The sequence below is a fragment of the Arthrobacter sp. TRD_SC_6 genome, from assembly GCF_055361185.1.
Genome location: NZ_CM143953.1, coordinates 982221 through 995946, shown reverse-complemented (window position 1 = coordinate 995946; position 13726 = coordinate 982221). Strand labels below are relative to the sequence as shown.

Annotated in this window: 14 protein-coding genes; 8 read left to right on the top strand and 6 right to left on the bottom strand. The window is 64.5% G+C overall.

Annotation, left to right across the window (positions count from 1 at the left end):
* Positions 1-131: 131 nt before the first annotated feature.
* Both ACWA1U_RS04900 and ACWA1U_RS04895 read left to right on the top strand, forming a co-directional pair.
* The gene (locus ACWA1U_RS04900) at positions 132-749 is read left to right on the top strand and encodes a DUF47 domain-containing protein (RefSeq protein WP_463724225.1); all 618 of its coding nucleotides are present in this window, start codon (positions 132-134) and stop codon (positions 747-749) included.
* Positions 750-1760, top strand: coding sequence for an anion permease (locus ACWA1U_RS04895; protein ID WP_463724224.1), 1011 nt, complete (start codon positions 750-752; stop codon positions 1758-1760).
* Positions 1761-1923: 163 nt separating this feature from the next.
* On the opposite strand, the gene pstB is transcribed toward ACWA1U_RS04895, so the two are convergent.
* The 4 genes from pstB to pstS form a co-directional block, all read right to left on the bottom strand.
* On the bottom strand, positions 1924-2703 hold the full coding sequence (pstB, locus tag ACWA1U_RS04890; RefSeq protein WP_463724223.1) for a phosphate ABC transporter ATP-binding protein PstB: 780 nt from the start codon (positions 2701-2703) through the stop codon (positions 1924-1926).
* Positions 2704-2731: 28 nt separating this feature from the next.
* On the bottom strand, positions 2732-3835 hold the full coding sequence (pstA, locus tag ACWA1U_RS04885) for a phosphate ABC transporter permease PstA (RefSeq protein ID WP_463724222.1): 1104 nt from the start codon (positions 3833-3835) through the stop codon (positions 2732-2734).
* Positions 3836-4768 (bottom strand): phosphate ABC transporter permease subunit PstC, encoded by a 933-nt coding sequence (pstC, locus tag ACWA1U_RS04880; RefSeq protein WP_463724221.1) that lies wholly within the window; start codon positions 4766-4768, stop codon positions 3836-3838.
* 165 nt (positions 4769-4933) lie between these two features.
* Complete coding sequence (pstS, locus tag ACWA1U_RS04875; protein WP_463724220.1) at positions 4934-6058, bottom strand: phosphate ABC transporter substrate-binding protein PstS; 1125 nt, start codon at positions 6056-6058, stop codon at positions 4934-4936.
* A 254-nt stretch (positions 6059-6312) separates the two neighbouring features.
* Here pstS and ACWA1U_RS04870 point away from each other — a divergent pair, with 254 nt between their 5' ends.
* From ACWA1U_RS04870 to radA, 3 genes are read left to right on the top strand one after another with little or no spacing between them, the layout of a single operon-like run.
* Positions 6313-7080 carry a hypothetical protein gene (locus tag ACWA1U_RS04870; protein WP_463724219.1) on the top strand — a complete coding sequence of 256 codons (768 nt, stop codon included), beginning with the start codon at positions 6313-6315 and terminating at the stop codon, positions 7078-7080.
* A 10-nt stretch (positions 7081-7090) separates the two neighbouring features.
* Positions 7091-8218 (top strand): FUSC family protein, encoded by a 1128-nt coding sequence (locus tag ACWA1U_RS04865; protein ID WP_463724218.1) that lies wholly within the window; start codon positions 7091-7093, stop codon positions 8216-8218.
* A 56-nt stretch (positions 8219-8274) separates the two neighbouring features.
* Entirely contained in the window at positions 8275-9651 is a 1377-nt protein-coding gene (gene radA, locus ACWA1U_RS04860; protein ID WP_463724217.1) for a DNA repair protein RadA, read from the top strand.
* Positions 9652-9693: 42 nt separating this feature from the next.
* On the opposite strand, the gene ACWA1U_RS04855 is transcribed toward radA, so the two are convergent.
* Positions 9694-10095: a VOC family protein gene (locus ACWA1U_RS04855; protein WP_463724216.1), complete on the bottom strand. Its 402-nt coding sequence runs from the start codon at positions 10093-10095 to the stop codon at positions 9694-9696.
* Between the two features lie 240 nt (positions 10096-10335).
* On the opposite strand from ACWA1U_RS04855, the gene disA reads away from it, so the two are divergent.
* Complete coding sequence (gene disA / locus ACWA1U_RS04850; protein ID WP_463724215.1) at positions 10336-11412, top strand: DNA integrity scanning diadenylate cyclase DisA; 1077 nt, start codon at positions 10336-10338, stop codon at positions 11410-11412.
* A gap of 3 nt (positions 11413-11415) precedes the next feature.
* On the opposite strand, the gene ACWA1U_RS04845 is transcribed toward disA, so the two are convergent.
* Positions 11416-12096 (bottom strand): hypothetical protein, encoded by a 681-nt coding sequence (locus tag ACWA1U_RS04845; protein WP_463724214.1) that lies wholly within the window; start codon positions 12094-12096, stop codon positions 11416-11418.
* A gap of 131 nt (positions 12097-12227) precedes the next feature.
* Between ACWA1U_RS04845 and ACWA1U_RS04840 the strand changes: the two genes are divergently transcribed.
* A complete protein-coding gene (locus ACWA1U_RS04840) occupies positions 12228-13169 on the top strand; it encodes an HhH-GPD family protein (RefSeq protein ID WP_463724213.1) in 942 nt (313 codons plus the stop codon).
* A gap of 67 nt (positions 13170-13236) precedes the next feature.
* The gene (locus ACWA1U_RS04835; RefSeq protein ID WP_463724212.1) at positions 13237-13725 is read left to right on the top strand and encodes a hypothetical protein; all 489 of its coding nucleotides are present in this window, start codon (positions 13237-13239) and stop codon (positions 13723-13725) included.
* Position 13726 lies beyond the last annotated feature (1 nt).

Genomic DNA, 13726 nt, shown 5'->3' with positions numbered 1-13726 from the left:
GAGAGGCGCTCCCGGTTCGGCGCCATTTTTATGCCCCACTGCAACGCCTGCGTAGCATTGGGCGAGCCTGCACAGCGGCGTGGACAGGTATTCTTAGGCCGCAACCGTCCGTGCAACCCTAGGTGACTTTAGTGAAGCTTCGCCTCTTTCCACAGGAGAACGCAGGGCTCGAACTGCTCTCCAGCATGGCCCAACAGCTTGTGCTCGGTGTGCGCAGCATGTCCGGGATCCTCGGAGCCAGCACCCAGGATTATGACCAGTTGTCAGAGGAACTGCACCAGCACGAGGCGAAATCCACCGACCTGCACTTCGCCCTGCTGACGTCAATGCGGACCAGCTTTATTAACCCGCTGCCCCGCGAAGACCTGTACGCAATCTCGCGCCTCCTGAGCGAGGCAATGGAAAAGCTCGACGGCGCCGCTGAGCTCATTGCGCTGTACAAACTGAGCAAACTCAGCCGGCGGGCAACGGAGCAGCTCGAGGTCATCAACCGCCAGGCAGAACTCACCGCCGAAGCGATGCGCCAGCTCAACTCCCTCGATGACCTTGAGGACTACTGGATCGAGATCCTCCGGCTTGCCAAGCGCGCCGAACGCACCCACCGGACCTGGTGCGCGGAGCTGCTCTCGGATCACAAGCCGCTCGTCTACGCCAGGCACCGGGATGTTGCCAACCAACTCGTCGATGTCACCAAGGACATCCGAAAGGTCGCAACGCACATCGGCGCGATCCTCGTCAAGGAATCGTAGGTGGAGGTCTTCCTCCTCGTCGCAGTCATAGTCCTGGCCGGCGGTTTTGCTTTCATCAACGGCTTCCACGACGTCTCCAACTCCATCGCCACTTCGATCAGGACGCGCGCGCTCACGCCCACGGTCGCCGTCCTGCTCGCCGCACTGTTCAACCTGGTCGGTGCGCTGTTGAGCGCCAGCTTGTCCACCGTCTTCACCGGCGGGAGCATCGACTTGCCCGACGGGCAGAGTGGGTTGGGCATCCTGCTGTCCGCCCTGCTATCCGCGTGCTCCTGGGGAATCTTCACCTGGTGGCGTGGGAAGCCGTCGTCATCCACCCATGCCCTCATCGGAGGGCTGATCGGGGCTGGCAGCGCCGCAGCAGTGCTCGGCGGAACCTCCATCGCCGGTTCGGACCGGGTGTTCCTGTTCGAGATCGCCCTGCCGTTGCTGCTTTCACCGTTGGTGGCCTACCTGCTCGCGTACATCGTCGTATTCCCCGCCACGTCGCTACTCCGCCACAACTCCCCCCGGAAAGTCAACGAGGGCACCCGGACCGCGCAGGCCGTACTCACGGGTGCGTTCGCGTTGGGTCACGGACTGCAGGACGGGCAGCGGACCATGGCCGTCGTCGTTCTCGCCCTGGCGGGCGCGGGGTTGTACACGGGCGCCGGCGTCCCACTCTGGGTGCAGATTTTCGCTGCGGTCCTGCTTGCCGCGGGGTCGCTGCTGGGCGGCTGGCGGATCACGCACACCTTGGCGAACCGGCTGGTGCGCATCGATCCCCTCCGTGGAATGGCAGCGCAGGGAGTCAGCGCTTTCATGCTGTTCGTCGGCGCGCTCTCACTCCACATGCCGCTTTCGAGCACGCACACGATGACATCTGCCATCGTCGGTGCCGGTGCAAACCAGCGCTATGCGACCGTACGTGGCCGGGTTGTGCGGTCGGTCCTCATGGTCTGGATTACGACGGCGCCAGCCACCGCGCTGCTCGCAGCTGTGCTCTACCTCGCGATGAGTCCGCTGCTCTAGCGCCCCGACCAGCACAATCCCGCCCTGAAGCGGGCCGAACTTCCCATGTTCCAGCCGGGTTTCTGCCCGAACCCCGGCGTGTTGGTCTGCGACACGCCGACTAGGCGCTAGAACCTGGGCAAACCGGTCCACGTAAGTACCACGCCCGGGACAAAGCCCGTACTTATCCGAAGCGGCCCGAGACGTAATCCTCAGTTGCCTTCTGCTGCGGCATGTTAAAGATGTTGGTGGTTTCGCCGTATTCGATGAGCTTGCCGGGCTTGCCAGTACCCGCGATGTTGAAGAACGCCGTCTTGTCGGAAACGCGTGCGGCCTGCTGCATGTTGTGGGTAACGATCACCACGGTGTACTCGCTCTTGAGCTCGTTGATGAGGTCTTCGATTGCGAGGGTGGAGATCGGATCCAGCGCGGAGCACGGCTCATCCATGAGAATCACCTCGGGGGAAACCGCGATGGCGCGCGCGATGCACAGGCGCTGCTGCTGTCCGCCAGAAAGGCCGGAACCCGGACGGGCGAGGCGGTCCTTGACCTCGTTCCACAGGTTCGCACCCTGGAGGGACTTCTCAACCAGGGCATCGGCGTCTCCCTTTGAGATTCGCTTGTTGTTCAGCTTCACTCCGGCCAACACGTTGTCCCGGATGGACATCGTGGGGAACGGGTTGGGCCGCTGGAAGACCATGCCGATCTGGCTGCGGACCGTTACGGGGTCAACAGCGGAGTCGTAGAGGTTGTCGCCGTCAAGCAGCACCTCACCCTCAACGCGGGCGCCGGGGATGACCTCGTGCATGCGGTTCAGGGTACGGAGGAACGTTGACTTGCCGCAGCCGGACGGGCCAATGAAGGCGGTCACGGAGCGCGCCTCAATGCTGATGTTCACGTCTTCCACGGCAAGGAACTTGCCGTAGTAGACGTTGAGGTCTTTGACGTCTATGCGCTTGGACAATGCGGATCCTTCTGGTTGTGCCGGCGGGTCAGCGGCTGGTCTTGGGAGCGAAAAGGCGGGCGATCAGGCGCGCCACGAGGTTCAGGAGCATGACCATGATGATCAGCACCAGGGCGGCCGCCCACGCACGCTGGGTGCTTGGGTCTGTTGCGGTCGGGGAGGTCGGCGTGAGGATCTGGTAGTAGATGAAGGTTGGCAGCGTACTCATCCAGTCGCCGAAGACGCTCCAGTTGATGGAACTCGCAAACCCGGCGGTCACCAGGATGGGAGCCGTCTCGCCGATCACGCGGGCAATGGCAAGGGTGACGCCGGAGGCAATTCCCGAGATAGCCGTCGGAATCACCACTTTGGTGATGGTGCGCCACTTCCGCACGCCCAGCGCATACGCGGCTTCACGGAGTTCGTTGGGAACAATCTTCAGCATTTCCTCGGTGGAGCGGACCACCACAGGGATCATCAGCACTGAAAGTGCGACGGCGGCAACAAAGCCCGTGCGCGTGCCCGGACCGAACAGCTGGCCGAAGAGCGCAGCAGCGAAGAGGCCGGCGACGATGGACGGAATTCCTGTCATCACATCGACGAAGAAAGTGATTGCCCGTGCAAGCTTGCCGCCAGTGGAGTATTCAATCAGGTAGACAGCAGCGAGCAGGCCGATGGGGACGGAAATCAGCGTTGCCCACAGGGTGATCTGCAGCGTCCCGACGATCGCGTGGTAGGCGCCGCCAAGCACGGGGGTGCCCCCCTCGACGCTCTGGTTGTCGATGGCACCGGTCACGCCGTTCATGGACGTGAACAGGAAGTTGTAGGTGAGGCCGGGGACTCCGCGCTCCAGAACCGTCCAGATGACGGAAAGCAGCGGCAGTAGCGCAACGATGAAGGAACCGTAGATGAGGAAGAGCGCCAGGCGGTTCTTCGCTTTGCGTCCGCCTTCTGTCACGGCGGTAACAACCGTTCCGGCGACGATGAAGATCAGCGCGCTCAAGAGTGCCCATGAGATTACGCTGAACCCCACGAGAGCGGCGAGCGCAGCTCCAAGGACCAGGGACGCGGCGAGCACCACCCACATCGCGTAGGGCGGCAGCTTCCCCTTGGTGAGCTGCGAACGGCGTGGAGTAAGAGTTGCGTTGGCCATTTAGTTTGCCCCCGAGAATTCTTTGTGTCGGCTGATGATCCAGCGCGCGACGATGTTGACGGCGAGCGTGATGACGAACAGCACCAGGCCAGCAGCGATCAGTTCGCTCAGGCGAAGCCCGTACGCCTCAGGGAAGTTGAGCGCGATCTCGGCAGCGATGGTCTGGTTGCCAGACTGGATGAGGCTGGGCGTCAGGGCGCCTCCGGAGAGCACCAGCGCCACGGCCATGGTCTCGCCGAGCGCGCGCCCAAGGCCCAGCATCGCTGCGCTGATGATGCCTGGACGGGCAAATGGAAGGACGGCCATGGTGATCATTTCCCACCGGGTCGCGCCCATCGCGAGCGCTGCTTCCTCGTGAAGCTTGGGAGTCTGCAGGAAGATTTCCCGGCTCAGTGAGGTGATGATCGGCAGGACCATGACGGCCAGGACAATGCCCGCGGTGAGCATGGTGCGGCCGGTCTGGCTTGCCGGGCCTTCGAAGATCGGGATCCAGCCGGCGTTGCTGGCCAGCCAGTCGTAGGCCAGCGCCAGCTGCGGGGCCAGGACCGCATACCCCCAGGCGCCATAGACAACGGAGGGAATGGCCGCGAGCAGGTCAATGAGGTACCCGAAACCCTGGGCAAACTTCCGAGGCGCGTAGTGCGAGATAAAGAGGGCGACGCCGATCCCCAGTGGCGTTGCAATCAACAGTGCGATCGCGGCGGCAATGACGGTGCCGATGACGATCGGGAAGATGTAGGTGAAGAACCCTTCCCCGCCGCTGATGTCGGCGGGGTCCGCGCCGAAGACCGGCAGCGCTTCAATGATCAGGAAGACTGCGACGCTGAAGAGCGCCGCCAGGATCAGGCAGCCGGCAAGCAGGCTTGCCCCGGAGAAGATTTTGTCTCCGGACTGACCTGCACCACCATCTCGCTTCAGAGTATTCGTGGACACGTGGGGACCTTTCGGCGCTGCGCGGGGTTATCAAAATTATCGAATCGGAACAACGGGCCTGAATCCTCAGTTCGCTCTTACAAGGTACCTGCATCCCGGTAGGGGTGCAGACAGCCAACAGCCCCGCCCGGCCAATACTGGCCAGGCGGGGCCGTCTCTGGCTAGTTAGGAAGCAACCTGAATGGACTCGATAGCTTCAACAGCCTGCTCGCGCAGTGTTTCGGAGATCGGCGCATTTCCCGCCGAACCCTCAGCCTCGGCCTGGCCTTCTTCGCTGACCGCGTAGGTGGCGAATGCCTTCACGAGGTCGACAGTCTCCTGATCCTGGTATGCGGTGCAGTAGATGTGGTAGGAGACGAGCACGATCGGGTAGGCACCGGACTCGGTGGTGTCGCGCTGCAGCTCGAGGGACATGTCGACGTCGCCGCGGCCTTCGACGGGCTCTGCAACCTCAACGGCGCGCGAGGCGGCTTCGGCGCTCAGCGGCACGTACTCTTCGCCAACCTTCACGACTGCCTGACCCAGATCGCCGACGGCGGAAGCGTCAGTGTAGGTAACGGCGCCTTCGGTGGAGGAAGTGGTGGAGACGACGCCGTTGGTGCCCTGGGCGTTCTCGGCCACGATCTCTGCGGGCCAGTCACCGGAAACTTCATAGGTCCAGGCATCAGCCGCAGCAGCGGAGAGGTACTCGACGAAGTTCTCGGTGGTACCGGAATCGTCTGCGCGGTGCACAACGGTGATCGGCAGGTCGGGGAGTTCTACGCCTTCGTTCTGCGACGCGATTGCTTCATCATTCCAGTTCTCAACTTCGCCAGCGAAGATCGAAGCGATGGTGGTCGCGTCGAGGTTCAGCTCGTCGATACCGGGCAGGTTGAAGGCCACGGCGATCGGGGAAACGTAGGCAGGGATGTTGATGGCGCCGTCGGGCCCGCAGATTTCCTTGGAAGCCTCGAACTCTTCGTCGTCAAGGAACGCATCGGAACCGGCAAACTGAACACCCTCGGCGAGGAATGCTTCGCGGCCTGCACCGGATCCGTCAGGCGAGTACTGAATGGTGGCGTCCTGGTTAAGTCCTTCAAAGCCGGTCTTCCAAGCGGTCATCGCCGCATTCTGTGCGGATGAACCCGCGCCGGTCAGGGTGCCGGAGACTGTGCCCTCGGGTGCGGCATTGTCGGAGCTTGCGGGGCTGCCGGCTCCGGGAGTGGTGGCGTCGTCCGAGCCACAAGCGGTGAGAGCCAGAGCGGCTACCGAGATTACTGCCGCTGCGCGGCCAAAGCGAAGAGCCTTCACTTGAATATTGCCCCTTCCAGGGATTGAACAACCGGTGCTGAGTGCGCACGCTTGTCTGTCTGTACGTGATTGGTACTGGCATTACGTTAGGCACCACAGGTAACGGGATTGACGGGCCAAAGTAAACGGAAGGTGAATGGCAGGCGGACATTTGGTGCAGTACGGTCCGAAGGTCTTGCCATTTCCGCGTAATGGGCTATGGCCGACACGGAGCATTTGGGCTTTCTTAACCTGTTCTTCACTAAACTCGAAGGATGACCTCCGAGAGCAGTTTCCCCAACCTGCCCACGGAGAAGCCAGCCCTCCAATCCGTGGAAGCGCGGCCCGGGCATCCGCCCCGGTGGCGCCGCCTGCTGGTTGGACTCTGCATTGCCCACGCCCTGGTTGTGGGCTTCAGTCTCGTGTCACCTCTGATGACCGGCGAACCACGGGGACAATCACTGTTCAGCGTGTACTTTGACGTGAACTACGAGGGCAACTTCCCCACCTGGTGGACGGTGGCCCAGCTCACGTCCGCTACGGTCACCCTACTGTTCGCGGCCATCCTGGCCCATTACCAGAAGGTGCGTGGAGGTGGCGCCTGGTGGATTCTTGCCGCCATGGTGTTCCTGCTCTGCCTCGACGAAGGCACGTGGCTGCACGAGCGGCTCGATGGCCTGGCAATGCAGTTTGTCGCCGTCGAGGACTTCACGTTCGTCTGGTTGATCTTCGGCATCCCGGTGGCTGTACTGGTCCTGATCATGGCGGTGCTGAGCGCGCGCTTCCTCCCGGAGGCATCCACCCGACTGATTGTCCTCGGCATCGCCACCCTGGTGTTCGCCGGCGTCGGGCTTGAATTCGCTGCTGGTGAGCTGATTCAGCTGGGTACGCCGACGGTGGTGCTCGCCGTCCTGTACCACCTTGAGGAGTATCTGGAACTGGTAGCCGGTGCGTTGCTGCTGGTGGCGCCGCTGGCCGCTCTCCGGTTGTGCACGGTGGGCCGCTCCACCACTTTTGTGCTCCTGGACCGCTCACGGCGGTAGGGTCAGAGGCATGACTCGGCGCTCGCGGCTGGACCGGACCCGGTCCTTTATCCGCAACCGCTCACGGGTGGGCCTGCGCCGGAGCCGCGCTTCCCTTCTCCCTGCACTCCAGATCACCGTGTGCGCCGTTGGCTCCTACGCTTTCGCGGACCGGGTGCTCGGCCACGAGGGGCCCCTGTTCGCAGCCACGTCGTCGCTCATTGCACTCGGCTTCTCCCGCGATCCGCGGCTGCGCCGGGTCCTGGAAGTGGGAATCGGCTGCACGCTGGGCATCGCCGTCGGGGACATACTCCTGGCGACGCTCGGCACGGGACTGTGGCAGGCCGCCGTCGTACTCTTCATTTCCGTACTGCTTGCGCGGTTCCTCGACAGCGGCACCATCTTCACCACCCAGCTGGCACTGCAGTCGCTACTGGTGGTCCTGCTGCCCGCGCCGGAAGGTGGGCCGTTCACGCGGAGTGTGGATGCCGTGATTGGGGGTGCTTTTGCGCTGCTGATCACCGTGCTCGCGCCGCGGGACCCCCGCCGCGAGCCCAAGGGCGACGTCCGGAAACTACTCGGCGAACTGGCCGGCGTGCTGCGGGAGAACGCACGGGCGCTGCTGCAAAGTGATGCGACGCAGGCGTGGCATGCGCTGGTCCGCGCCAGGAACTGCCAGCCACTGATGGACGGCCTGTCCTCGTCGATGAGCGCCGCGAGAGAGGTTGCCCGGTTGTCTCCGGCCTACCGGCGGCACCGCGACGAACTTGGCGAGCTGGGCGGATCGATCGAGTACATCGACCTGGCGGTCCGCAACAGCAGGGTCTTCTCGCGGCGGCTCACTTCTGTGATCAACCACGCGGCGTTGTCGGACGAGGCCGTGCATTCCCTCGCGCAGGTGATCGATGAAACGGCCGACGCCGTTGACGTCCTCGCGCTGGCCCTCTCCTCCTCCACAGCCTCGGAGCGCGACGAACACCTCCGCCGTGCACGCGAGGAGCTCGCCTCGGTGGCCACCTTGCTGCACCCGGCGCGCCTGGACGTGAAGCGCCTGGAAGGCGAGGGCCTGGTGATCCTGTACCGCCCGCTGGTTGTCGACCTGTTGGAGGCCACCGGGCTGTCCCACGAGGACGCGGCTTCCTACCTTCCGCGGCTCTGATCCACAGGCGCCGCTTGGTCACGAAAATTGTCACGGCCAGCCGGTACGTTTGATCCATGCCCGCAAAGACCTCGCGTTCCCGCGTCCAAGCCCCCGCCTACCGCTGCGGTGAGTGCGGCTGGACCACCGCTAAGTGGGTGGGCAGGTGCGGCGAGTGCCAGGCGTGGGGCAGCGTCGAGGAGACGGCGGCGGCTTCAGTAGCGCGTACGACGGCGGCAACAACAGTCGCGCGCCCGGCGCTTCGGATTGCCGAGGTGGATTCAACCACTGCCTCCTACCAGCCCACGCAGGTTGGGGAGCTGGACCGGGTGCTGGGAGGCGGCCTTGTTCCGGGCGCAGTCATCCTCGTAGCCGGTGAACCCGGCGTCGGAAAGTCCACCCTGTTGCTGGATGTCGCGGCGAAGGTCGCGCGGCTCGGCCGCACGGTTCTCTACGTCACAGGGGAGGAGTCCTCGGCGCAGGTGAAGCTTCGCGCGGAACGCATCGGTGCGCTCGCGGACACCCTGTACCTCACGGCGGAATCGGACCTCAGCCAGGCGCTCGGGCAGGTGGAAAGCGTTGATCCCGCGCTGCTCATCGTGGATTCGGTCCAGACCCTCAGCAGCCCGGCGGTGGACGGGAGCGCTGGCGGCGTGACGCAGGTCAAGGAGGTTGCGGCGTCGCTCATCAACGCCGCGAAAACGCGCGGGATGACCACGCTCCTGGTGGGCCATGTGACCAAGGATGGCTCTATTGCCGGCCCACGGTTGTTGGAACACCTTGTGGATGTGGTTTGCCAGTTCGAAGGGGAACGGCATTCGCGGCTACGCCTCATGCGCGCGGTGAAGAACCGCTACGGGCCAACCGATGAGGTTGGTTGCTTCGACCTGACGGAGACAGGCATCGTGGGGCTGGCTGACCCCAGTGGGCTCTTTGTCTCCCGCACCAAGGAGCCTGTCGCGGGAACGTGCATCACCGTCACGCTTGAGGGGCGTCGGCCACTGCTGGCCGAGGTGCAGGCCCTGCTCGCTGAGTCCGCGAACGCGCAGCCCCGCCGCGCCGTGAGCGGGCTGGATGCATCCCGGGTGTCCATGCTCCTTGCCGTGCTGCAGCGCAGGGCGTCACTTCAACTTCACAAGGACGACAGCTACGTCGCCACCGTGGGTGGAGTGAAACTCAGCGAGCCGGCCACTGACCTCTCGGTTGCACTGGCCATCGCCTCGGCAAAGACCAACCAGTCCCTACCCGCCCGGATGATCGCCTTCGGGGAGGTTGGCCTGGCCGGTGAAGTGCGCCCGGTACCTGGTATCTCGCGCCGGATCCAGGAGGCCGAACGCCTGGGCTTCACCCACGCCGTCGTACCTGAATCGCCCAACGGGCCCGGCCGCATCCCGCCCGGCTTCACGGTGAAGCAGGTCAGCACTCTGACGGAGGCACTGGAGCTGCTGTTCTAGGCACGGGCGCAGTCTGGAACAGTAACTCCCGGGCCCGAACACTCACTCAGCCGGCTCGTACCCAATCAGCCAGGAGAGGCCAAACCGGTCAGTGACCTGGCCATCCGTTCCGCCCCACGGCTTCTGTGACATCGGATCGGTGATGAAACCTCCATCGGCGAGGCGGTCGAACCACCCGCGCAGAACCATAGGATCGGCGGTCCCAAGCAACGAGAGCATAAGCCCCTCGCACCGCACCGGCTTTTCTCCTGCCGCGGCGTCTGAACCGGCGAGGCTCACTACTCCCCCGAGTTCAGCGTGGGCTACAGCATCCGGTGGGCCGTCGGTCCTGCTGAACTCCTCGTAGGTATACAGTGCCAGCGTCCCGCCGAACACGTCCGCGTAGAACTCCAGCGCAGCTCGCGCATTTCCCGGGAAACTGACGTAAACGAGGGGTGCACCCATGCTTTTCCTCCTGATTGTCCTGCAGCGATTGGCCAGACAAATTCGTCCAACGCTCTTTAGACGGCCTTACCCGGCGGAAATCATCGGTCCACCTGCATCTGAGTCCTGGACCAGTCCTGGTCCGTCACGGGCAAACGTTACACATTTGAGCTGCGTTCGTTTCATAAGCAACCCGAGTGCTCACCACTAGTATGAGAACGGCTGGTCAGCGAATCCGTTGCGGCCTTGAGAGGGAGTGAAATGGTACGCAGTCCGGAGGACGCGCTGAAGGCAACCCTGGCCCGTGTGGCCCCGGGTACGCAGCTGCGCGACGGGCTCGAGCGTATTCTGCGCGGGCGGACGGGAGCGTTGATCGTTCTCGGGTTCGACCGCACGGTGGACTCCATCTGTTCGGGCGGCTTCGACATCGGCATCGACTTCTCCCCCACAAGGCTGCGTGAGCTCGCCAAAATGGATGGTGCCATCGTCTGCGACAGGGACGCCAGCAACATCCTCCGCGCCGGCGTGCAACTGGTGCCGGATCACCGGATCGAGACACAGGAATCGGGAACCCGTCACCGTACCGCCGAGCGGACGGCCATCCAGACGGGTGTTCCGGTCATTTCCGTTAGCCAGTCCATGCAGATCATTGCGCTGTACGTTGACGGGCTTCGCCACGTGTTGGAAGGCTCGGAACCAGTGCTGGCCCGCGCCAACCAGGCACTCGCAACTCTCGAACGCTACCGGGCACGGCTGGACCAGGTCACCGGATCACTCTCCGCACTGGAGATTGAGGCGATGGTAACGGTCCGTGACGTGGCGGTCACCCTTCAGCGCCAGGAGATGGTGCGCCGCATCTCGGAGGAGATTTCGCAGTACGTCCTCGAGCTCGGCGTGGACGGCCGGCTGCTTTCGCTGCAGGTTGAGGAGCTCACCACCGGCCTCGGTCCGGGTAGCGAGATGGTGCTGCGGGATTACGCCGGGCTTGGCGGCGAGGTGGGACCGGTCGAGGAGCAGCTCGCGCAACTGCAGGCGTTCAGTTCGACGGACCTCATTGATCTGGGCACCATTGCGAGCGTGCTCGGGTTCAATCCGTCCACCGACTCGCTGGAAGCCGTGGTCCCGCCGAAGGGCTACCGCCTGCTGTCCGGCATTAAAGCCGTCCCGCCTACGGTCGCAAACCGCTTGGTGGACCACTTCGACGGGCTGCAGAACCTCATGGCGGCCAATATCGATGACCTCATGGCCGTTGACGGGATCGGTGAACAACGGGCGCGCACCGTACGGGAGGGCCTCTCGCGGATAGCCGAGACCAGCCTGCTCGACCGCTTCATGTAGTCCTCACTGGAGGGTGAAGGAAACCTCTTTGCTGATGCGTTCGCCGATTCGCGTCTTGAGGACATACTGCCCAGGCCCGGGCACCGCCTCTACAGCCGTGCACCCTTCCGCGCTTCGGACCCGCTCCCAGGTGAACCGTGCTGTCTCCGACACACCTGGTCCGATCGACAGTTCAAGATCCTCCGAACTCGCCTGGCAGTCCCTGGACGAGAAAATCCGGTCCTGGCCGCTGGTGATCAGGAACTCCATCTGCGAGGTGCCGACGTTCACCGGGCACGCGGCGTCCCCTTTGTTGGTCACGGTCAGCGTGAGGACGGGTTTCTGATCCGGCGCATAGGTTTGGGCGTCCGTTGAGGCGGTTACCTCGACTGACGCCGGGTTGCACACCGGTTCGGTCGGGGTTGGGGAGGAACTTGGCGTGGGAGTGGGAGAGGCCGACGACGACGGCGGCGCCTCCCCCGTTATTTCCGTCACGGGTGCGGTGGTCTCCTCGGTGGAAGCGGCCGCCTGGTCACCGTCACCGCGAATCAGTCCGACAACCGCGAAGCCGGCCCAGACCAGACCGCCCACCATCAGGAGGGCAAGAACGGCGGCGACCTGCCGGCGTCGTCGGAGTACCTTCGGGCTCGGCTTCTGCCGGGGTGCGGAAACACCGCTGCTGCCTGTGCCTCCTGCCGAACTCATGCTTCAAGGCTAAGGACACCTGCGGCGAAGGGGCGAACACCACGCCGACGCAGCCACACATAGCTGCCAGCCACCCGGTGTGAGGCCCGCAAGCGCGGCGCCGGATAGGGTGGATCCTGCCGATTGACCCTATGGCGGAGGAGAACAACGTGGACGCTGGTTCGCTGCACCGCCGCCTCAGCGACTGGTACGACGACGGCGCCCGCGATCTTCCATGGCGCCTGCCCAAGCGCACGCCCTGGGGTGTGTTGGTCAGCGAATTCATGCTGCAGCAGACGCCGGTTCCGCGGGTCCTCCCGGTCTGGATGGAATGGATGGAACGGTGGCCCACTCCCGCGGACCTCGCCGCGTCTGCATCCGGTGAAGCGTTGCGCCATTGGGGCCGGCTCGGGTATCCCCGACGGGCGCTGCGCCTGCACGCGGCGGCTACCGTCGTCGTCGAGCGCCACAACGGCGATGTCCCGGACACGTACGACGAGCTGCTCGCACTCCCGGGCGTCGGTACCTACACGGCGGCTGCCGTAGCGGCGTTCGCGTTCGGTCGCCGGGAGACGGTTGTGGACACCAACATCCGCCGGGTGCAAGCACGCCTGATCGGCGGTGAGGCACTTCCCGCGCCATCCCTGACCGCAGCCGAGATGCGGCGTGCGGCGTCCCTGATGCCCGACGACGACGCCGCCTCCGTCCGCTGGAACGTCGCCGTAATGGAGTTGGGTGCCCTGGTCTGTACTGCCCGCGCGCCGAGATGCGGGGAATGCCCGGTGTTGGACCGGTGTGCGTGGGTGGCTGCAGGCCGGCCGGCACCAACCTACGTTCCGAAGGGCCAGGCCTGGGCGGGGACGGACCGGCAGGTGCGCGGGGCGATCATGCACGTCCTACGGCATGCGCGGGACCCGATTCCACGACAGGTCATCGCTGAGCGGCCGGTTGACCTTGCGTACGGTACCGCCGTCGAGCTGGAGAAGCTGTACGGACTCAACACGCCGGTGGAACAGTTGGAGCGTGCGCTGAACGGTCTCCTGGCCGATGGGCTGGCTGAGGAGACGCCGCACGGGTTGCGGTTGCCTGCGTGAGTATTCCACCCGGGATCGATACCTGATCGTTCCCGGCGGCGAAGCGGAGCGGGTCTATCCTGCTCGCATGGCACACTTTCGGACGGGATTGGTGGTCACCGCCGTCGTGCTCTGCGCCGGGTGCGGGATCCCGGGCGGTCCAGGCATGGCCTGCACTGCTGTGGGAGCGGCTGAGGGCGTATCGGTCACCGTTATCGAGGGCCTGACGCTGGACCAACCCACGCTTGAGGTCTGCGACGGTGCTTGCCGCACCTACGAGCTTCAGCTTTACCCGGGTAGCGAAACGGTGGACCTCGGCTGCGACTCCGACGAGCCGGAGGGAAGCTGCTCCGCCAGCGCACGTCCTGACGGGACCATGGTGGGTTTCGTGCCCGTTGACGGGTTCAGCGGGCGGCCGGTTGACGTGACCCTGGTGTCCGGCGGGTCCCGCTACACCACCACGGGCACTCCGGAAGCTGTATACCCTAACGGGCCTAACTGTCCCGGCGAAGCGCTGCAGCTCTCACTGACGCTCGGCGGGGACGGACTCACTGGCCCCGTCGAGGGCACGCCCTGAT